13 protein-coding genes are annotated in these 20,129 nt (G+C 63.2%); 3 read left to right on the top strand and 10 right to left on the bottom strand.

What is annotated here, in order from left to right; all coding sequences use genetic code 11:
* Nucleotides 1-21: 21 nt before the first annotated feature.
* The gene (locus NKJ89_RS14510; RefSeq protein WP_352603320.1) at nt 22-1,389 is read right to left on the bottom strand and encodes a cytochrome P450; all 1,368 of its coding nucleotides are present in this window, start codon (nt 1,387-1,389) and stop codon (nt 22-24) included.
* Nucleotides 1,390-1,601: 212 nt separating this feature from the next.
* Between NKJ89_RS14510 and NKJ89_RS14505 the strand changes: the two genes are divergently transcribed.
* From NKJ89_RS14505 to gyrB, 3 genes are all read left to right on the top strand, one after another.
* Nucleotides 1,602-2,171 (top strand): NADPH-dependent FMN reductase, encoded by a 570-nt coding sequence (locus NKJ89_RS14505; RefSeq protein ID WP_352603318.1) that lies wholly within the window; start codon nt 1,602-1,604, stop codon nt 2,169-2,171.
* Nucleotides 2,172-2,261: 90 nt separating this feature from the next.
* Entirely contained in the window at nt 2,262-4,880 is a 2,619-nt protein-coding gene (locus NKJ89_RS14500) for a caspase family protein (protein WP_352603316.1), read from the top strand.
* 161 nt (nt 4,881-5,041) lie between these two features.
* Complete coding sequence (gene gyrB, locus NKJ89_RS14495; protein ID WP_023761465.1) at nt 5,042-7,513, top strand: DNA topoisomerase (ATP-hydrolyzing) subunit B; 2,472 nt, start codon at nt 5,042-5,044, stop codon at nt 7,511-7,513.
* 13 nt (nt 7,514-7,526) lie between these two features.
* Here the strand turns inward: gyrB and NKJ89_RS14490 are convergent, their stop codons facing one another.
* The 9 genes from NKJ89_RS14490 to NKJ89_RS14450 all read right to left on the bottom strand — a co-directional run bounded on the left by NKJ89_RS14490 (nt 7,527) and on the right by NKJ89_RS14450 (nt 19,972).
* Complete coding sequence (locus NKJ89_RS14490; RefSeq protein ID WP_352603314.1) at nt 7,527-8,984, bottom strand: hypothetical protein; 1,458 nt, start codon at nt 8,982-8,984, stop codon at nt 7,527-7,529.
* 134 nt (nt 8,985-9,118) lie between these two features.
* Nucleotides 9,119-10,516 (bottom strand): NAD(P)(+) transhydrogenase (Re/Si-specific) subunit beta, encoded by a 1,398-nt coding sequence (locus tag NKJ89_RS14485; RefSeq protein ID WP_352603312.1) that lies wholly within the window; start codon nt 10,514-10,516, stop codon nt 9,119-9,121.
* Nucleotides 10,517-10,522: 6 nt separating this feature from the next.
* On the bottom strand, nt 10,523-10,948 hold the full coding sequence (locus tag NKJ89_RS14480; protein ID WP_502904130.1) for an NAD(P) transhydrogenase subunit alpha part 2: 426 nt from the start codon (nt 10,946-10,948) through the stop codon (nt 10,523-10,525).
* Nucleotides 10,948-12,234, bottom strand: a complete 1,287-nt coding sequence (locus NKJ89_RS14475) for a Re/Si-specific NAD(P)(+) transhydrogenase subunit alpha (protein WP_352603308.1) — start codon at nt 12,232-12,234, stop codon at nt 10,948-10,950. The genes NKJ89_RS14480 and NKJ89_RS14475 overlap by 1 nt, the downstream gene beginning before the upstream one ends.
* 84 nt (nt 12,235-12,318) lie before the next feature.
* Nucleotides 12,319-12,543, bottom strand: coding sequence for an aa3-type cytochrome c oxidase subunit IV (locus NKJ89_RS14470; protein WP_023761460.1), 225 nt, complete (start codon nt 12,541-12,543; stop codon nt 12,319-12,321).
* Between the two features lie 210 nt (nt 12,544-12,753).
* A complete protein-coding gene (locus NKJ89_RS14465) occupies nt 12,754-12,903 on the bottom strand; it encodes a DUF3096 domain-containing protein (RefSeq protein ID WP_013528205.1) in 150 nt (49 codons plus the stop codon).
* 116 nt (nt 12,904-13,019) lie between these two features.
* Entirely contained in the window at nt 13,020-13,790 is a 771-nt protein-coding gene (locus NKJ89_RS14460) for an N-acyl amino acid synthase FeeM domain-containing protein (RefSeq protein ID WP_023761459.1), read from the bottom strand.
* 235 nt (nt 13,791-14,025) lie between these two features.
* Entirely contained in the window at nt 14,026-16,341 is a 2,316-nt protein-coding gene (locus NKJ89_RS14455; RefSeq protein WP_352603306.1) for a putative bifunctional diguanylate cyclase/phosphodiesterase, read from the bottom strand.
* Between the two features lie 136 nt (nt 16,342-16,477).
* A complete protein-coding gene (locus NKJ89_RS14450) occupies nt 16,478-19,972 on the bottom strand; it encodes an indolepyruvate ferredoxin oxidoreductase family protein (protein ID WP_352603304.1) in 3,495 nt (1,164 codons plus the stop codon).
* Nucleotides 19,973-20,129: the final 157 nt, after the last annotated feature.

Below are 20,129 nucleotides of genomic sequence, written 5' to 3'. Positions count from 1 at the left end.
TTCAGCTTGAAGGCTGTCAGCCTAGCGGGGCGTGACCTGCATCGGCAAGCCGCCTTGCGGCTGGGTGGTGAGTTTCTGTACCGGCCAGGGTTTCGTCTCTGCGGTGGTGTCGAAGCGGAAGCGTGACAGCATGATCGCCAGCGCGATGATCGCCTCCTGCATGGCGAAGCTGGCGCCGATGCAGACGCGCGGGCCCGCACCGAACGGCAGATACTGGAAGCGGTCGATCTTTTCGCGGTTTCCCGGATGGAAGCGCTCCGGCAGGAAGGCATCCGGCCTGTCCCAAAGCTTCCGGTGGCGGTGGACGACCCACGGCATCACCAGCACGGCGGCGTGCTTGGGGATATAGAGATCCTTCCACATTTCCGGTTCGATCGGCTCGCGGTTGATGGATGGTGCCGGCGGATAGAGCCGGAGCGCCTCGTCGAAGGCAGCGCGCGTCAGCGGCATGGCATCGAGCCACTTCGTCGGATCGGGCTCGCTCGCCAGCACTCGGTCGATCTCCTGCTCGACCCGGTTGCGCTCCCACGGGGATTCCGCAAGGCAATAGAGCGTCCAGCCAAGCGCGCGTGCCGTGGTCTCGTGGCCGGCGCCGATGAAGGTGATGATGTTGTCCTCGACTTCGGCTCGCGTCAGCCCCTCTGGACCTTCGGCCTTGAGCAGCAGCGTCAGGAAATCCTGCGGCACGGCATCGGGATCGCGCTTGAATCTCTCCTCGCGCATCTTGACCGTATCGGTGACGATCTTGCGGAAATAGGCCATGGTCTTGCGGCCGCGGATGCGGGTCAGGCGTGGCAGCCAGTCGGGCGCGCGCAACAGGTCGAGCGGATCGACGCGGCCCATCGTCTCGAACAGGCGGTCGATCTCGTTGGCGAAACTGCCGGGCCCGCCCGCGATCTCGCCGGAGAACAGCGTTTCGGCCAGGATGTCGTAAGTGAGCAGCGTCATGTCATGGGCGATGTCGGACATGCTGCCGCCTTCATATCGCGAGACGAACTCCCGCGTGCGCCGAAGCATCGGCTGGGCGAAGCCGAAAATGTGGCGCGGCGTGAACACCGGCGCCATCGCCTTGCGCGACCGCCTCCACACCTCGCCCTCGGCGGTCAGCAAGCCGTCGCGCAGGATCGGCCGCAGGATTTTCTGGCGCACAGTCGCCATCCTGTAATTCTTGGCGTTGTCGACCAGCACGTGGCGGATCAGGCCGGGATCGTTGGCAACGATCAGATGTCCACCAACGCCACTCGCCGAAATCCAGGGCTCGTTGTAGGTATGCTCCCCCCACAGTTCGAGCGGGTTGCGGTAGACGATGCGGATCATCTCCAGCGTCGAGGGCGGCGTCGTGCGCGGCTTCGGCGCCGGGGGAACAAAGGGGGCGGGCTGGACGTCCATTGGGCTGCTCCGCTGATACCACAATGTAGTGGCTGGCGACCCGGGCGTCCATGTGACCGGACGGCAGGCGCAAATTGTGCGGCCTGGGACGGACGGGAGACAGTCCGTTCAGCCGATTGTGACCGCCCTCCTGGCGGTGTCGCCTTGTCCACGGCCATGCTCTGCCATAGGTCACGGTCACCAACAGATACCGCCAGCCTTGGGAGCCAGCCTTGAAGCACCAGTTGAACATCATCATCGGCAGCACGCGGCCAGGCCGCGCCGGACCGGTTTTCGCCGACTGGCTGGAGAGATTCGCGCGCGAACACGGGAAATTCGAGCCGGTGCTGACCGACATCGCGGCGTTCAATCTGCCGGTGCTGGACGAGCCGCACCATCCAAGGCTTGGCAAATACCAGAACGACCATACCAAGGCTTGGTCGAAAGCCATCGATGCCGCCGATGCCTTTGTCTTCGTCGCGCCGGAATACAATTATTTCGTGGCGCCGGCGATCGTCAACGCGATCGACTATCTGCTGCGCGAATGGACATACAAGCCCGCTGGCATTTTCAGCTATGGCGGCGTGTCCGGCGGCCTGCGCGCGGCGCAGGCGCTGAAGCCACTGCTGACCTCGGTGGGCGTCATGCCGATCCCGGAAGGTGTCGCGCTGCCGATGTATCAGAAACTGCTCGACGAGAAAGGCGCTTTCAACGCCAGCGAGCAGGTGCAGGGCGGCGCCAAGACCATGCTCGACGAGCTGCTGCGCTGGAGCGAGGCGTTGAAGCCGATGCGGGCTGCCTGACGCGCCGGCCTTGCGCCAAAAGCCCGGCTTGCTCATGCCATAAAGAGATGGAATGTTCGCGCAGATGAACGAGCCGGGGGGCAGTTCGCCTTGCGTTTGCTGTTTGCCTTGCTGCTGATGCTCACGACCACCGCCGCGGCAGTGGCGGAGCGGCGCGTGGCGCTGGTCATCGCCACCGACAACTACCGGCGGATCCGGCCGCTCGCCAATCCGGTCCATGACGGCGAGGCAATGGAGGCGGCGCTGAAGAAGCTCGGCTTCGAGGTCGTTCTCGAAACCAATCGCGATCTGCGGCGCATGCGCCGCGCGCTCGACGATTTTCGCGAGGATGCCAAGGGCGCCGATGTGGCGCTGGTCTATTTCTCCGGCCATGGCATCGAAATCTCCGGCGACAACCGGCTGCTGCCGGTCGATGCCGACGCCTCCTCGCTCGATGCGCTGGAGAAGACCAGCCTGCCGCTGGAGGAGGTGCGCGACGCCGTGGCCGCCACTGCCAAGGTCGGCCTGATTATGCTCGACGCCTGCCGCAGCGATCCGTTTTCGGGCACGGTGAGCGAAGGTCGAGGCGCGACATCGCTGGCAAAGGATGTCGCGGAGAAAGTTAGGCCGGGGCTCGGCCGGATTGGCCGCGCCGAAAACATCCTGTTCGCCTTTTCGGCAGCGCCGGGCGGAACGGCGGCCGACGGAACCGGCGAGAACTCGCCGTTCACGACAGCGCTGACCAAATATCTCGGCACTGACGGGCTCGAGATCCGCTCGGTGCTGACGCTGGTGCAGCAGGAGGTCTATGACCTGTCGCGCGGCAAGCAGCTGCCCTATGTCGAGAGCGGCCTGCCGAAGCTGTTCTTTGCCGCAGCGGCCAAGGAACAGCTGCCGGAGCGCGAGCGCCTGCTGCTCGCCATGGCCGACGTGACGCCTCAGATGCGCGGCGAGGTCGAGCAGATAGCCAGCGATGCCGACATGCCGCTGGCGCCGCTCTATGGCGCGCTGATCAGCTCCGATGCCAGCCACCTCTCGGCGGACAGCCTGAATGCCAAGCTGCATGAGGCGGCCGACGCCTTCGTCAAGGTGCGCAGCGAAATGAGGACGCTCGCCTCCGATGATCCGCAAGTGACGGAACTGCGCCGGCAGGCCGAGGAGCAGCTATCGCTCGGCGCCTTCGACGGCGTGCGCGCCATCCTCGCCAAGGCCGCCGATATCGACAACGTCTCGCGCAACGCCTTGAGGGCCAATTTCGTCGGCCGCACGCTGTCCGAGGCGGCGACGCGTTTCCTGTCCGGCGGTGCGGCACGAGCCGATCTCGACTACGCCACGGCCATCAAGGACTACGAATCGGTGCTGGCCCTTTACGGCGAGGCCGGGCAAACTTCGCTGGCGCTGGACGACGCCGACCGCCAGATCCGGACGCTGGATGACCTCGGCAAGCTCTATACGCTCGTCGGCAACACCGATGCCGCAGGCCGCGCCTTTACGGCGCTTGTATCCAATCTCGAGCTGCGTTCGGCCCATGAAAGAGATCCGAGCGTCAAGCGCGATTTTGCCGTCAGCCACATCAAGCTCGGCAACATCAGGCTGGTGCAGGGCGACCTGCCGGAAGCGCTTGAGAACTATCAGGCCGCCAGAACCATGCTCCGGGATTTGACCGCGGCCGAGCCCGATCGTCTGCCATGGTTCGGCGACTTCGCCACGGCCGACGACAAGATCGGCGATGTGCTGGTGACGCAAGGCGACCTGGCCGGGGCCGCGCAGATCTACCAGGAAAGCCTGTCGATCAAGAAGCAGCTTGCCGACAACGAACCGGAGCGCACGGAGCTGCAGCGCGACCTGACCATCAGCTATGACGAGATCGGCGCGCTGGCGCGCAGCGCCGGCCAGTTGGACAATGCGCAGGCGGCCTATGAGCAAAGCCTGGATATCCGGCTGGCGCTGGCCAACAAGAATCCACAGGATCCAGGGCGGCAGCGTGATGTCTCTGTCAGCCATACGACGATCGGCGACCTCAAGCGCGAGCGCAGCGATGCGGTTGGCGCGCTCGCGGCCTATCGGGCCAGCCAGTCGATCGTCGAGCGGCTGGTGGACCGCGATCCGGACAACAGCGAGCTGAAGCGCGACCTGTCGGTCGGCTATGCCAAGATCGGCAATGCGCTGAGCGACCAGGAGAAATGGCCGGATGCGCTGTCGGCCTACAGGCAAGCTCTCGAACTGGCCCGCGCGCTGGCGGCTGGCGACCCGAACAACACGGATTGGCAGCGCGACCTCTCCGTCAGCCTCGAAAAGGTCGCCGGCATTCTGGCGATCCAAGGCGACCGGGCGGGTGCGCTCAAGGCCTACACCGACAGTTTCGTCATCGCCGACCGGCTGGCCAAGCTTGATCCGGCCAATGCCGACTGGCAGCGCGACCTGTCGATCACGCTGTCGGAGATCGGCATGCTCAAGGCCAAGCAACACGACATCAAGGGTGCACGGCAAGCCTTCCAGGACAGTCTCGACATCCGCCAGCAGCTTGCCCAGGCCGATCCGAACAACGCCACCTGGCAGCGTGATCTGGTGGTTGCCTATGTCGACTACGCCCAGGTCGCGAAAAGCCCCAAGGCCGTGCTTTCGCGGGCGCTCGACATGACGCTGGAACTTGATCGGACCGGGCGGCTGGCGCCGCGCTACAAGTTCATGATCAAGTTGCTCAGGGACCGGCTGGCCAAAGCCAGATAAGGCCTGGCGAGAGCGCGTCATGGACAGCCGGCTCATTCCCGGGGAAATGCCTGCAAACCTTGGAAAAACCGCCTTTAGCGCCTATATCTAGTGCATATCAGAGGCGCGATTCGGGGCCAATTTTCCGCGCCGTGCGAACGGCATCCAGACAACAGGTTTTCATGAGCGATCAGATCGACAACATCAGCGGCGCTGAAGCCGAATACGGCGCCGATTCCATCAAGGTTTTGAAGGGGTTGGATGCTGTCCGCAAACGCCCCGGCATGTATATCGGCGACACCGACGACGGTTCCGGCCTGCATCACATGGTGTATGAGGTGGTCGACAACGCGATCGACGAGGCGCTGGCCGGTCATGCCGACCTCGTCACCGTGACGCTGAACCCCGACGGTTCGGTCACCGTGATCGACAATGGGCGCGGCATTCCGACCGATATCCACACCGGAGAAGGCATTTCGGCGGCTGAAGTGATCATGACTCAGCTGCATGCCGGCGGCAAGTTCGACCAGAACTCCTACAAGGTCTCGGGCGGCCTGCATGGCGTCGGCGTCTCGGTGGTCAATGCGCTTTCGGCTTGGTTGAAACTGAAAATCCGCCGCAACGGCCAGATCTTCGAGATGAGCTTCACGCATGGCAATGCCGACGCGCCGCTGAAGGCGACAGGCAGCTATGAGCAGGACAAGCAGCCGGGCACCTATGAAGGGCGCAGCGGCAGCGAGATCACCTTCTTCCCGTCGACCGAGACCTTCACCATGGTCGAATTCGACTTCGGGACGCTGGAACACCGGCTGCGTGAGCTTGCTTTCCTCAATTCCGGCGTGCGCATCGTCCTGAGCGACGCCCGTCACGCCGACGTCGTGCGCCATGAACTGCACTATGATGGCGGACTGGAAGAATTCGTCAAATATCTCGACCGGGTCAAGAAGCCGTTGATCGACAAGCCGATCGCTATCAAGGCTGAGCGCGACGGGATAACCGTCGAAGTGGCGATGTGGTGGAACGACAGCTACCACGAGAACGTGCTGGCCTTCACCAACAACATCCCGCAGCGCGATGGCGGCACACATCTAGCCGGCTTTCGCGGCGCGCTGACGCGCCAGATCACCGGGTATGGCGACTCCTCGGGCCTAACGAAGAAGGAAAAGGTCTCGCTGATCGGTGACGATTGCCGCGAAGGCTTGACGGCGGTGCTGTCGGTCAAGGTTCCCGACCCGAAATTCTCCTCGCAGACCAAGGACAAGCTGGTCTCGTCGGAAGTCCGGCCCGTTGTCGAAGGACTGGTCAACGAAGCGCTTGGCACCTGGCTGGAGGAGCACCCGGCAGAGGGCAAGGTGGTCGTCGACAAGGTGATTCAGGCAGCGGCGGCGCGTGAAGCGGCACGCAAAGCGCGTGACATCACCCGCAAGAGTTCGCTCGGCGTCACTTCCCTGCCCGGCAAGCTGGCCGATTGCCAGGAACGCGACCCGGCAAAATCCGAAATCTTCATCGTCGAGGGCGATTCCGCCGGCGGCTCGGCCAAGGGTGGGCGTTCGCGCCAGAACCAGGCGATCCTGCCCTTGCGCGGCAAGATCCTCAATGTCGAGCGGGCGCGCTTCGACCGCATGCTCGGCTCCGACATGATCGGCACGCTGATCACCGCGCTCGGCACCTCGATCGGCAAGGATGAGTTCAACGCCGACAAACTGCGCTATCACAAGATCATCCTGATGACCGACGCCGACGTCGACGGCGCCCATATCCGCACCTTGCTGCTCACCTTCTTCTTCCGCCAGATGCCGGAATTGATCGAGCGCGGCCATCTCTACATCGCCCAGCCGCCGCTCTACAAAGTGACGCGCGGCAAGAGCTCTCAATACATCAAGGACGAAGGCGCCTTCGAGGAGTTCCTGATCGGTTCGGGGCTGGAGGAAGCGTCGCTTACGCTCGGCTCCGGCGAAGTGCGCGCCGGGCAGGACCTGCGCGGCGCCATCGATGATGCGCTGGCCGTGCGCCAGCTGATCAACGGCCTGCATACACGCTATAACAGGGGCGTGGTCGAACAGGCGGCGATCGCCGGCGGGCTCAACCCGGACGTCTTCACCGATCTTGGCCGCGCCAATGCCATGGCGGAGCGGATTGCAAAACGCCTCGACATCATCGCCGAGGACACCGAGCGCGGCTGGACCGGCCGCATGTCGACCTCGAATGAAGGTGTCGGCGGCTATGTGTTCGAGCGCACGGTGCGCAGCGTCAAGGAATACGCGCATCTCGATCTGGCGCTGATCAACTCGGCCGATGCACGCCAGCTCGACCGCTACGCTCAGCGCCTCAGCGAGGTCTATGGGTCGCCGCCGGTGCTGCGCCGCAAGGATGTCTCCGAAACCATCTCGGGGCCGCTGGCGCTGCTCAATGCCGTCTTTGCGACCGGCCGCAAGGGCCTGACCATGCAACGCTACAAAGGTCTCGGCGAAATGAACGCCGAACAGCTCTGGGAGACCACGCTCGATCCGAACGTGCGCTCGCTGCTGCAGGTCAAGGTCAATGACGCGACCGATGCGGACAGTCTGTTCTCGCGGCTGATGGGCGATGAAGTCGAACCGAGGCGCGAATTCATCCAGGACAACGCGCTGTCGGTCGCCAACCTGGACATTTGAGCCAGACCCATTCTTACGCCGGCGGTGGCTTACTCGGCTCCAGTTTGCGGCCGAGGTCGACAGCATCGCGCAGCACGGCAAGGTGCGAGCGCGGCCGAGCGCCGGCCTCGACGCCGGTCGCCGTCAACGACCAGTACAGTGTGTGGGTGAAGATGCGGCCGAGGGAACCGCGCAGCTCGACCTGGATATTCTCCACGCCGGGGCCGAACTTTTCAGCCATCGGTCCCGAAATCGGGTCGCCCGTCAACCAGCCATTGCCCCCGTCGAAGATGTTGGTCCAGCGCGTCGCGGCAAACACCGCGCCGTGATGCACCGCTCGCCGCGGTTTGCCTGACGGGCTGCGTCCCTCCTGATAAAGCACGGTGCCACCGGCCGCTGGCCCTTCGGCAATCGGCGGGCATGCCGAGAACAGTCGCTCGGCCATGCCGCGCCTGAATTGGGCGAGATTGTTCGTCACCAGAAACTCGCTGTGGGTCAGCGGACTGCCGAGTGTGATGAAATCGCTGATCTTCCATGGCAGCGGATGGTCGGCATCCGCAGTTCGCAGTTGCCGGTAGAGCTCCCACTGATCACGTCGGAAGCCGGCGAGGTCGTCCAGCTTGCTGGGCCATGCGGAGCCATCGGCAACAAGGGTCGCCTTGTCGATGGCACGGATCGCTTTCAGTTTGGCCCTGTCGCGGATGGCCTCCAGTTCTCGGGGCCTGAAATCGGCCCACAATATCTGCAGGAGATCATAGGCGATCATCGATCCAAGGCTGTGCGAAACCAGCACGATCCGGTCGTAGGCATCGTCCGTCATCAGACGTTTCAGCAGCCGCAGGCCGCGATCGCGGATCAGCGCGCGCTTCTCGACGGTCGCCGCTTCCGCACGCACATAGGCCGCAACATCGCCGAAATAGGGAATGCCGAACCGGTCCACCAACCAGATGATCAGCGAAGCCAGGATGGTGACGAGCAGGCCGGCGGCCAAGGAGATATGCTGCTGCCAAACCGACGTCGCGAGCGCGAGCGCCGCGCACAGGGCGACGACGACGGCAAGAAGCGTGACGATGTAGAGCTGGCGGGCGTCGGGAGGAATATCGGCCGGCCTGCGCCACAGCAGATTTGTCACCCAGGCGGCGAGCCGCCCCCGCGTCGTGCCCTGCGTGATGTCGGCCCAGTAAAGCTCGTAGAAATCGGTGCGACGGCCATCGACATCATAGGGCGTGGTGATGCGGCGAAGTTCGTATGAATTTGTCCGGCTGTCGGGTGTGATCCAGCTCTGGTTGATCTTCGCGCCGGCGGGGTCGGCCGGATCGGCGACGCGGGCATAAAACGGCGCGCGGTCAGGGTCATGGCTCCAGACAGCCTGGACAAAGCCGCGCAGCGTGTCCATCGGCCGCTGTTCGCCCATGCCATGCACGATCACCACCGCCTGGCCAAGCTTGCGCGGCGCTTTCCCAGTGGGCGGCGATGCTATTGGGTCGGGCACCAACGTCTCCGTTGACGACAATCCCGTCAGCGGGACAGGAAATTCGTCATCGTAGCCCCGAACAGCCGACACGCCAAGAAAAAGCCCGGCACAAAGCCGGGCGCTTCCTGGCGTGTCTCAGTGCCGATCGCCGATCAGTGATCCATCGCCTTGACGATTTCTTCGGTCATCTTCTTGGCGTCGCCGAGCAGCATCATGGTGCCGTCCTTGTAGAACAGCGTGTTGTCGATGTCGGCATAGCCGGAGCCGAGGGAGCGCTTGACGAACAGGCAGGTGCGGGCCTTGTCGACGTCGAGGATCGGCATCCCGTAGATCGGCGACGCCTTGTCGTCGCGCGCGGACGGGTTGGTGACGTCGTTGGCGCCGATGACATAGGCGACATCGGCCTGCGCGAATTCGGAGTTGATGTCCTCAAGCTCGAACACTTCGTCATAGGGTACGTTGGCTTCGGCCAAGAGCACGTTCATGTGGCCAGGCATGCGGCCGGCGACCGGATGGATGGCGTACTTCACGTCGACGCCGTTGGCCTTGAGCTTGTCGGCCATTTCGCGCAGCGCGTGCTGCGCCTGGGCGACCGCCATGCCGTAGCCTGGCACGATAATGACTTTCTGGGCGTTCATCATCAGGTAGGCGGCGTCGCCTGCCGAACCCTGCTTGACCGTGCGCTCGATGCCGTCGTCGGCCGCTGCCGCCGTCTCGCCGCCGAAACCGCCGAGGATGACGGAAATGAAGCTGCGGTTCATGCCCTTGCACATGATGTAGGACAGGATCGCGCCGGACGAGCCGACCAGCGCGCCGGTGATGATCAGCGCCAGATTGCCGAGCGTGAAGCCAAGCGCGGCCGCCGCCCAGCCCGAATAGGAGTTGAGCATCGACACGACGACCGGCATGTCGGCTCCGCCGATCGGGATGATCAAGAGGACGCCAAGGACAAGCGAGGCCGCCACAATCAGCCAGAACACCAACTTGGACTCGCTCGTAACCAGCAACACGATCAGCACGATCAGCGCGATGCCAAGGGCTGCGTTGATGAAGTGGCGACCGCCGATCATGATCGGCTTGCCGGACATGCGGCCATCGAGCTTCAAGAACGCGATGACCGAGCCGGTGAAGGTGATGGCGCCGATGGCGACGCCGAGGCTCATCTCGATCAGCGCCTGGGCGTGGATGTCGGCGACCGTGCCGATGCCGAAACTTTCCGGCGCATAGATGGCGGCGGCAGCCACCATGACGGCGGCAAGGCCGACGAGCGAGTGGAAGGCGGCGACCAGCTGCGGCATCGACGTCATGGCGATGCGCCGCGCGGTGACGGCGCCGACGCCGCCGCCAATGGCAAGGCCAAGCACGATCAGGCCGAAGCGTCCGGCCGAAGGGGTCGCCAGCGCCAGCGTGGTGGCGATGGCGATGCCCATGCCGATCATGCCGTAGAGGTTGCCCTGGCGGCTGGTGGTCGGGTGCGACAGCCCGCGCAGCGCCATGATGAACAGGACACCTGAAACAAGGTAGAGGAAGGACGCGAAGTTGGCGTTCATGGCGCTCTACTTGTCCTTCTTCTTGTACATGGCCAGCATGCGCTGGGTGACGAGGAAGCCGCCGACGATGTTGACCGAGACCAGCATCAAGGCGACGAAGCCGAAGCCCGCGGCGATGCCGGAGGCCGCGATGCCGACGGCCAGCAATGCGCCAACGACGATGACCGAGGAGATGGCGTTGGTGACGGCCATCAGAGGCGTGTGCAAGGCGGGGGTCACCGACCAGACGACATAATAGCCGACGAAGATCGCCAGCACGAAGATGGCGAAACGGAAAACAAAGGGATCGATGGCGCCGCCGGACAAAGCGTGCGCGGCACCACCCGCCGCCTCGGCGCCGCCGGGCGCGGTCGCCATATTCTGCACCGCCAGCCGAACGGCGGCGGTAGCCTGGTCGAGCTGGTCGAGGGCTTTCTGCAGGGTCTGATCCATCACGCAATGCCTTTCGACTTCGACGAGGGCGAGCTGGATGCGGCTGCCTTCTTGGGAGCGGCCTTCTTCGGCTTGGCCGAAGCGTCGGCGACCATGCTCTTGGCCGGGATTGCAGCCGGCTCGACATGTTGGCCCTTTGGCGGCTGCTGGTCGGCCTTGGCAAAGGCAGGGTGGACCACCTTGCCGCCGTCGGTCAGCATCGTCGCCTTGACCAGATCGTCGTCGCGATTGATGGCAAGCGTCTTGGTCGTCTTGTCGACCAGCGTCTCGACGAAGGCGAACAGGTTCCTGGCGTAAAGCAGCGATGCCGACGCCGAGACGCGGCCGGGCACATTGAGGTGACCGACGATCTTGACGTTGTTGGCGGTGGTGACCACCTGACCCGGCACCGCGCCCTCGACATTGCCGCCACGTTCGACCGCCAGGTCGACGAGCACCGAGCCCGGCTTCATCGATGCGACCATCGCCGCCGAGACCAGCTTCGGTGCCGGCCGGCCCGGGATCAGCGCCGTGGTGATGACGATATCCTGTTTGGCGATATGTTCGGCGGTCAATGCCGCCTGTTTGGCCTGGTATTCCCTGGACATTTCCTTGGCGTAGCCGCCTGCCGTCTCGGCGGCCTTGAACTCGTCGTCCTCGACCGCCAGGAATTTCGCGCCGAGCGAGGCGACCTGTTCCTTGGCAGCGGGGCGAACGTCGGTGGCGGTGACGACCGCGCCAAGCCGGCGCGCGGTGGCGATCGCCTGCAGGCCGGCAACGCCGACGCCCATGATGAAGACTTTTGCCGCGGGCACCGTGCCGGCTGCCGTCATCATCATCGGCAATGCTCGGTCATATTCCGAAGCGCCGTCGATCACCGCCTGATAGCCGGCGAGGTTGGCCTGTGACGACAGAACATCCATCGACTGCGCCCGGGTGATGCGCGGCATGAATTCCATCGAGAATGCGGTCACGCCGGCCTTGGCAAGGGCTGCCACGGCGGCATCGTTGCCATAGGGATCCATGATGGCGATGACCGCAGTGCCCGGCTTGTAGCTCTTCAGCTCGACATCCGTCGGCCGGCGCACTTTCAGCACCACATCGGCCTTGGCGATATCGGAAGCCTTGCCGATGGCGGCACCGGCCTTGGCGAATTCCTCGTCAGGGATGCGCGACCTCGTGCCGGCACCGGTCTCGACGACGATTTCGAAGCCCAGCGCCGCCAGCCGTTTCACCGTATCGGGCGAAGCCGCGACGCGCGGCTCGTTCGCGTCGAGCTCACGAGGGATGAAAACCGTCTGTCCCACCGCATGATCCTTTCGGCCGGAAGCTCGTTCCCGCAAGACGCCGGCCGGCCTCGCGGCGGCGCCGTGGACAAAAAGTCGGAAAATCTATCGAAGAATAAGGGCGCCGACGGCCATAATCAGCGCGAACAGGATGGTAGCAGAGAAGAAGCCGCCCGCGAAAAAGCCGAAGGCCATCGCCAAGAGCAGGGCTCCGCAGAAAAGCGATCCGTATTTGGCCAGCCTGAGGAAGCCCGCATAGGTGCGATCATGCTCGGCATAGTCCATCTTCGCGCCCAGTTCGACAGGACCGGTCGGCGAGTGATCAGCCATAGGAATACCCCTTCGAAGACATCTTTCAGGCACATAGCGAAAAGCCGGGCCGAGAGCAATGGCGCTATTGCCGCATCGCAGCCGACAACTGCCTCAACGGAAAATTGAAGCCGGCTGCCTGCCGACGTGACGCCGGGGCTCGACATCGGATCCGGCCACCTGATGCGGAAAGATACTTCGAAACCGGTCGAGGCGGGCGCCTGCGCTGCCTCAACCGGCAAGATGCGGGAAAAGCCCGAGCAGTCCGACCACGATCAGATAGAGCGCGACGATATAGTTCAACAGCCTTGGCATCACGAGGATCAGCACGCCGGCGATCAGCGAGATGAGCGGGGTGAGCGCAAGCGTGGAAATGGTCATGTCGGGTTCCTTCTGGCAAATCCGTTGAAATGGAGACGCGGAGCGTCAACGCGCCGCCTTCATCAGAACGCCTGTCTGGCCGGAAAGCTCCGGACGCTCCGCAAAAATCGGAAGCCTCAGGCGGCGTCGCGATAATATTTCGCTGTTGGAACAATCGACAGGGGTGTCAGTCGGTTGATGGCCGGATTGGCAAACATCAGCCGCTGTTCCATCGGCGTCGACCTGAAGAATGGGAACCGTTCGAGCGTCAATCGCATATTCTCGCCGGCGGGGATTTCGAACAGTGCGATCTTGGTAAGAACGCCCGGAAATACTTTTCCCTCGGTCCTCTGCACGGCATTGAAGTAACGGGAATAAAAATTGGAATGCTCGATCTTGACCGGCGTAAGCACCGAGTTCTGGCCAAAATAGCGCGAGGCCACCATGGCTAGCCTGAGGGTCAGGAAAGGCAGCACTCCGGGCGCCGGCGCACCGTCAGGATCGGTTGCGAAGCGGGTTCCGTCGATGAAAGTTTCTCCGCGGGCAAGTCGCTCGATTAGTATTTCCGGATAGGCATCGACGGAGGGCGAATTCGGGTGCTCGCTGGAAATGTAATGGAAGCGGATCGTGCTGACCAATTCGCCATAGCAATAGACACCGAACCGGTAGGAATTGGGCAGATTGTCCCAGCGATCCTCGAACATCCCGCTGGCGATTGGGCCGCACATGCCTGAGCGCAGATAGGATTTATAGCGAAGCCGGTAAATCGCCTCCAAATCCTCACCCCCGGTGATGAGGCGATAATCGACATGCTCCAGCAGTTGCATAATCGATCGATTCAGCACCGAATCCCCGGCTGCGCTGACCGCGCCGGACGTATTGCTTGCAGCCCTTGCAGCATCCATCATCTGTCCTCGAAATTCCGCCTACGGACAAGCTATTCGAGTAAGGATGAGACACAAGCTGAAATTTAGATGTTGTTGATTTACCTTCTGTTAACCTTAACAGCTGAGCCGCCCACTTGAGAATGTATTTGATGAGGAACGCGCCCTGAGAAGGATGTGGATCATTGCCTCCAGACATCGCACCTCCAGCAACACAGGTGCGTGAGCTCAGCCAACGCTTGAGCTGTCGGTCACAGCGCTAACTGGCTGTCCGTTTGCCAGTGAGGCGCAGGTCAGCGGCGAAAGGCCAAGTGACATTCGACATCGTCTCGATACCCGACGCACTGAGCGCGGCACCGAACAGGAAGCCCTGAACGAGATCGGGTTTGACCTGCAAGGCCAGGATCTTGAGCTGCTCGAAGGTCTCGACGCCTTCGACGGTCACGGAAAGCCCCAGCGGCCGCGACAGGTTGACGATGCCCTTGAGTAGTTCCAACGAACGCGGGTTCTGGGTGACGTCCATCAGGAACGAGCGGTCGATCTTGATCTTGTCGAGCGGCAGCTTGTGCAGATAGCTCAGGCTCGAATAGCCGGTGCCGAAATCGTCGAGAGCGATGCGCACGCCAATCTGCTTCAATTCCTCGATGTACTGGCGTGTCAGCGACTTGTCGTCGAGCAGCGCCGTTTCGGTGACCTCGATTTCCAGCCGGCCAGCGGCGAGGCCGGAGCTCACCAGCGCATCGCGAACCTTCTGGATGACATCGCGGCTGCGGAAATCCTTGGCGGACAGATTGACCGAGACGCTGGTCTGGTCGGGCCATTTGGCGCATTCGGTACAGGCTGCCTGCAGCACGAAGGTGCTGATCTCGGAAATGATTCCCATTTCCTCGGCCAGCGGAATGAAGATGCTGGGCGAGATCGGCCCGAGATCGGAATGGTCCCAGCGGCAGAGCGCCTCGCAACCGGCGATGCGCATCGTGTTCATCGCCACGATCGGCTGGTAGACTACCCGCAATTCCTTGTTTTCCACCGCGCTGCGCAGATCCGCCTTCATCAGCTGACGGTTGCGGAACGCTGCGTCCATTGCCGCCTCGAATAGCCGCCAGCCGTTCTTGCCGAGTTCCTTGGCCTTGTAGAGCGCCAGGTCAGCCTTGACGATCATGGCGTCGACATCGGTATCCTTCACCCGCGACAGCACCGCGCCGCCGCTGGCCTGGATGCGCAGGCCGTGACCGGCAACGTCCACCTCCCCCTGCAGTCCGGCGAAAATCTCGTCGAGCTGGCTTGTCAGATGGCTCTCATCCTCGACTCGGTCGAAGAAGACCATGAATTCGTCGCCGCCGAAACGGCTGACCGTGATGCCTTGCCCGGCAATGGCTGCAAGCCGCTCGGCAACGGCGTAGATCAACCCGTCGCCGATCGGATGTCCAAGCGTGTCGTTGACGCTTTTGAAGTCGTCGAGGTCGAGCACCGCCAGCCCGCAGAAACGGTCGCGGTCGCCGGACGCCATGGCCTCGCCGATCAACTCGTGGAAATAGGCACGGTTGGGCAGGCCGGTAAGATTGTCGTAACGCGCCATGAAGCGGATCTTGTCTTCCGCCTCGACGCGCCCCGTCACGTCCTCGAAGGTGATGACGCCCAGCTCCTGGCTGCCTTCGCGTGCCGAAAATTCGTAGTGCTGGCCGTTGGCGAGGGAAACGAGCACCTTGCGGTCGCGGCCCTCGCGCAAGGCGCGCGTCAACTGGGCCTCGATGTAACGGCAATCCTTCGGTGCCAACATGCCCGCGGCGACGCCACGCATCAAGAGACCGTGGATGGATCGCCCAAGCAGCGCATCCCCGGACTTGAGCGACATCAGATGGGCAGCTTCGGCATTGGCCACCGCCACGCGCCCGTCGGGGCCGAGCATGACCAGGCCATGTGACATGGTGTTGAGGGCGCGATCGAACCTGTGCGCGAGCTTCTTCGCTTCCTTGTGGCCGATGACCGCCGAGAAAAGCACGTTGCGGACGTGGTCGGCGCTGTTGATCGTGATAAACGTCAAGGGGATGATCATCAGCCCCAGAACGACCGAGGGGACATCCATGCGCAGCAAGAGTGCAAGTGCTGCCGGACCAATGAAGGTCACGGAAAAAATCCGCACCATGAGCGGAGATCCGTAGTTCCGGCCAACAACCGTCACCAGGGTTGCGATGGCCAGCGACGTCGCGGCCAGTTCGGCAAAGGGATCAGGATACACATAGATCGATATGAAGCACAGCGCGCCCAGGCCCAGGCCCTGCAGGCTGCCCTTGAGGATATAGTTGCGCTCCCACTGCTGCGCCTCTTGGACATTGGCTATTACACCGCCCGCCTTTTGGAAGTCGCGAATGCCGAAATAGCGGAAAAGGCTGATTGACAGCAGACTAAAAGAAAAAGCCAGGAACAATGAATCGTGCGTGCGCAAGTAGATCATGAATCCTAGGATCCAGTAGCACACGCCGCCAATCACCAGCATGTGAGCGTTGTCGAACAACGACCGCACAAACTGGATATAAACATCCGCCGGGATGTTTTCGGTCTTTGTTCTGCCCATATCGTCGGCCCAACGCTAGGCCTCGTCATCCCACATCCGCCTTAAGAAAGGCTTAGAACAGAGGCTTTGGCTCGGTTGCCGCAAGAGCGCAAAAGCAGGACAGACCGGGAAATCGAGCTTCAGGTAAACAAGGCCTTCACTCGGCGGCCCGAAGTGCCGCCCCCGCCGGTGCGTTTGCGAGGCGCTGGAGCAACCGCGAGCGCTCGCCGGCCGCCTGTTTGGCACTGGCTTGCCGGACATGGCCATAACCGCGAATGAGAGCCGGCACCGAGGCCAGCGCAACCGCCGCGTCGACCCGGGCTGGCGCCAGCGCTCCGGCGATTAGCTCCAGATCCGCCTCGTACTGTGCCAGAAGCTGTCGCTCCATGCGCCGCTCGGCGGTGTAGCCGAACAGGTCGAAGACCGTGCCGCGCAGGCCTTTCATCGCTGCCAGCAGGCGAAAACCCTTCATCATCCAGGGGCCGAAACTCGATTTCCTGGGTTTGCCGTCATTGCCGCGCCGGCCCATGATCGGCGGCGCGAGGTGGAATTCGAGTTTGTCGTAGCTCTGGAACTGCTTGCTCAATTCGGCGGCAAACGAGCCATCGCTGTAGAGCCGCGCCACTTCGTACTCATCCTTGATCGCCATCAGCTTGAACAGGTTCCTGGCTGCGGCTTCCGACACCGCGGTCGAACCGGGCACCGCCTTCGCTTCGGCGGTTCGCAACAGGGCCAGTCTTTCGGCATAACGCCTGCTATAAGCGCCGTTCTGATAGGCGGTCAGGAATGCGACGCGGCGGGCAATGATGTCGTCCAGCGTCTCGGCGACGTCCGCAGCGTGGCCGGTCTTTCCAGGAACGGTTGGGCCCGGCTGGGCGACGAGGCCGCGCACGAAGTCCGGCTGATGGGCAGCACGACGGCCCCAGCGGAAGGCGGCGATGTTCATCGCCACGGCTTCGCCATTGAGCTGGATCGCCTTCTCGACCGCCTCGGCGGAGAGCGGCAAACCGCCATGCTGGAAGGCAAAGCCGAGCATGAACATGTTGGCGCCGAGTGAATTGCCGAAAAGTGCCGTGGCGGTGCGGGTGGCGTCGAAGAAATGCGCCTTGTCGTCTCCGGCAGCAGTGCGGATCGCTTTCTTCAGGCGCTCTATCGGCAACGAGAAATCGGCCGAACGGGCAAATTCGCCGGGCATGATCTCGGCGGTGTTGGCGAGGAAGATGGTGTGGCCCTCGCGCACCGCGGTCAGCACCTTCTTGGCGCCCGACACGACGAGGTCACAGCCAAGCACGAGATCGGCCTTGCCGGCCGAAACGCGGATCGCGTGGATGTCGTCCGGGGTGCGGGCGATGCGGACATGGGTAAACACCGAACCGCCCTTCTGGGCAAGGCCGGCCATGTCGATCATGCCGCAACCCTTGTCCTCGAGATGTGCGGCCATGCCAAGCACGGCACCGACGGTGACCACGCCGGTGCCGCCGACACCGTCGATGATTGCCGCCCAGCCCTGTTCGCCAAGCGGGAATTCGGCGGGCGTCGGCACGCCGTCGAGCGGGTTGGCCTTGCCGGCAAGGCCCTCGGCCTTGCGGATCTTGGCTCCGTGCACAGTGACGAAGGATGGGCAGAAGCCATTGACGCAGGAGAAATCCTTGTTGCAGCTGGACTGGTCGATCCTGCGCTTGCGGCCGAATTCGGTCTCGACCGGCTGGATCGAGACACAGTTCGATTGCACGCCGCAATCGCCGCAGCCTTCACAAACCAGCTCGTTGATGAAGACCCGCTTGTCGGGATCTGGGAATGTGCCGCGCTTGCGGCGGCGGCGTTTTTCGGCAGCGCAGGTTTGGTCGTAGAGCAAGACCGATACGCCCTTGACGTCCCGCAGTTCGCGCTGGACGAGATCGAGATCGTCGCGGTGATGGATGGTAGCGCCGACCGGGAATTCGGCCTTGCCGGCATATTTGTCGGGTTCATCGGTGACGATGGCGATGCGGTCGACGCCTTCGGCCCGCACCTGCCTGGCGACCATATCGACGGTCAGGCCACCTTCGTGCGGCTGGCCGCCGGTCATCGCGACGGCGTCGTTGTAGAGGATCTTGTAGGTGATGTTGGCGTCGCTCGACAGTGCAAAGCGGATCGCCAGCGTGCCTGAATGATTGTAGGTGCCATCGCCGAGGTTCTGGAAGATATGGCCGCGCTTGGAGAACGGCGCCTGGCCGACCCATTGCGCGCCCTCGCCGCCCATCGCCGTGAAGCCAAGGGTATTGCGGTCCATCCACAACGCCATGAAGTGGCAACCTATACCTGCAGCGGCGATCGAGCCATCCGGCACCTTGGTCGAGGAGTTGTGCGGGCAACCGGAACAGAAGAAGGGTGTGCGCGAACCGATGTCGGTGGCGTCGGCGAGCATTGCCTGGAACTGGCGCAGCTTTGCCACCCGCGCCGAAATCTCCTCGGACGGGCCGATGGTCCTGACAATCCTCTCGCCAAGCGCGATGGCGATCTCGTTGGGGTCGAGCGCGCCCTTGGCAGGGAACAGCCAGTCGCCGCGCTCGTCCTTCTTGCCGACAATGACCGGCTGCGTTGCGGTGCCGTAGAGGCTCTCGCGCAGCTGTACCTCGATCAGCGAGCGTTTCTCCTCGACGACGACGATGGTGTCGAGGCCGCGGGCGAAATCGGCGATGTGATGCAGATCGAGCGGCCAGGGGCAGCCGACCTTGAACAGCCGCACACCGATGCGGTTGGCGGCCGCCTCGTCGATGCCGATGTCCTCCAGTGCCTGGCGAACATCGAGATAGCTCTTGCCCAGCGTGATGATGCCAATCTTTGGGTTGCGGCCGCCCGAATAGACAATGCGGTTTAGCCCGTTGGCACGGATGAAGGCGGAAGCCGCGGCACGCTTGTGCTCATGCAGTCGTTCCTCCTGGCCGAGCATATCGATCTCGTGGCGGATATTGAGACCGCCAGGCGGCATGTCGAAATCCGGCACCACGATGTTCAGCCGCCCGAGCGAGGCATCGACCGAGGCCGTCGATTCGATGTTGTCCTTGACGCATTTGATCGCCGCCCAGGTGCCGGCAAAGCGCGACATAGCAAAGCCGTAGAGCCCATAATCGATGATCTCCTGGACACCGGCCGGGTTGAGGATCGGCACCATGGTGTCGACGAACAGGAATTCGGTGGCATGGGCGTTGGTCGAGGATTCGGCCATGTGGTCGTCGCCCATCAGGGCGAGCACGCCGCCATGCTTGGACGAGCCGGCGAGATTGGCATGGCGGAACACATCGCCGGATCGATCGACGCCCGGCCCCTTGCCATACCAGACCGAAAAGACGCCGTCATGGGTGCCCTCGCCCAGCAGCTCCGTCTGCTGCGCACCCCAGCAAGCGGTGGCGGCCAGTTCCTCGTTGAGGCCTGGCTGGAAGACGATGTCGGCCTGGGCGAGTTGTTTCTTGGCCTTCCACAGCTGCATGTCGAGGCCGCCGAGCGGAGAGCCGCGATAGCCGGAGACAAAGCCGGCCGTATTCAGGCCGGCGCGGCGGTCACGCTCGCGCTGCATCAGAAGCATGCGGATGACCGCCTGCGCGCCGGACAGGAAGATGCGCTCCTTTGCCAGGTCGAACTTATCGTCGAGCGCGACGTCATGCAGCGTCATCAGGAATTTCCTCTGCGGAGGCCGCGCGGGGGCAGGCGGCCAGCGTCGGGATCGGATGACGCATCCTTTCTCCCCTTGCAAGGCAGGTCAAACAAAATCGCAGGTGCCAGGCAACGCACAACGAGCAGTCGGCGATCATCGCTGCGGGCATTGCGCG

The sequence above is a fragment of the Mesorhizobium sp. M0047 genome (assembly GCF_040323315.1).
GTDB lineage: Bacteria > Pseudomonadota > Alphaproteobacteria > Rhizobiales > Rhizobiaceae > Mesorhizobium.
This window is presented reverse-complemented; position numbering and strand designations above follow the sequence as displayed.

What these genes read in the sequence shown, in the direction of transcription:
- NKJ89_RS14470 (WP_023761460.1), bottom strand. Translation starts at nt 12,543, where the DNA reads ATGGCTGATCACTCGCCGACCGGTCCTGTCGAACTGGGCGCGAAGATG.
- NKJ89_RS14480 (WP_502904130.1), bottom strand. Translation starts at nt 10,948, where the DNA reads ATGGATCAGACCCTGCAGAAAGCCCTCGACCAGCTCGACCAGGCTACC.
- NKJ89_RS14510 (WP_352603320.1), bottom strand. Translation starts at nt 1,389, where the DNA reads ATGGACGTCCAGCCCGCCCCCTTTGTTCCCCCGGCGCCGAAGCCGCGC.
- gyrB (WP_023761465.1), top strand. Translation starts at nt 5,042, where the DNA reads ATGAGCGATCAGATCGACAACATCAGCGGCGCTGAAGCCGAATACGGC.
- NKJ89_RS14460 (WP_023761459.1), bottom strand. Translation starts at nt 13,790, where the DNA reads ATGATGGATGCTGCAAGGGCTGCAAGCAATACGTCCGGCGCGGTCAGC.
- NKJ89_RS14450 (WP_352603304.1), bottom strand. Translation starts at nt 19,972, where the DNA reads ATGACGCTGCATGACGTCGCGCTCGACGATAAGTTCGACCTGGCAAAG.
- NKJ89_RS14465 (WP_013528205.1), bottom strand. Translation starts at nt 12,903, where the DNA reads ATGACCATTTCCACGCTTGCGCTCACCCCGCTCATCTCGCTGATCGCC.
- NKJ89_RS14455 (WP_352603306.1), bottom strand. Translation starts at nt 16,341, where the DNA reads ATGGGCAGAACAAAGACCGAAAACATCCCGGCGGATGTTTATATCCAG.
- NKJ89_RS14485 (WP_352603312.1), bottom strand. Translation starts at nt 10,516, where the DNA reads ATGAACGCCAACTTCGCGTCCTTCCTCTACCTTGTTTCAGGTGTCCTG.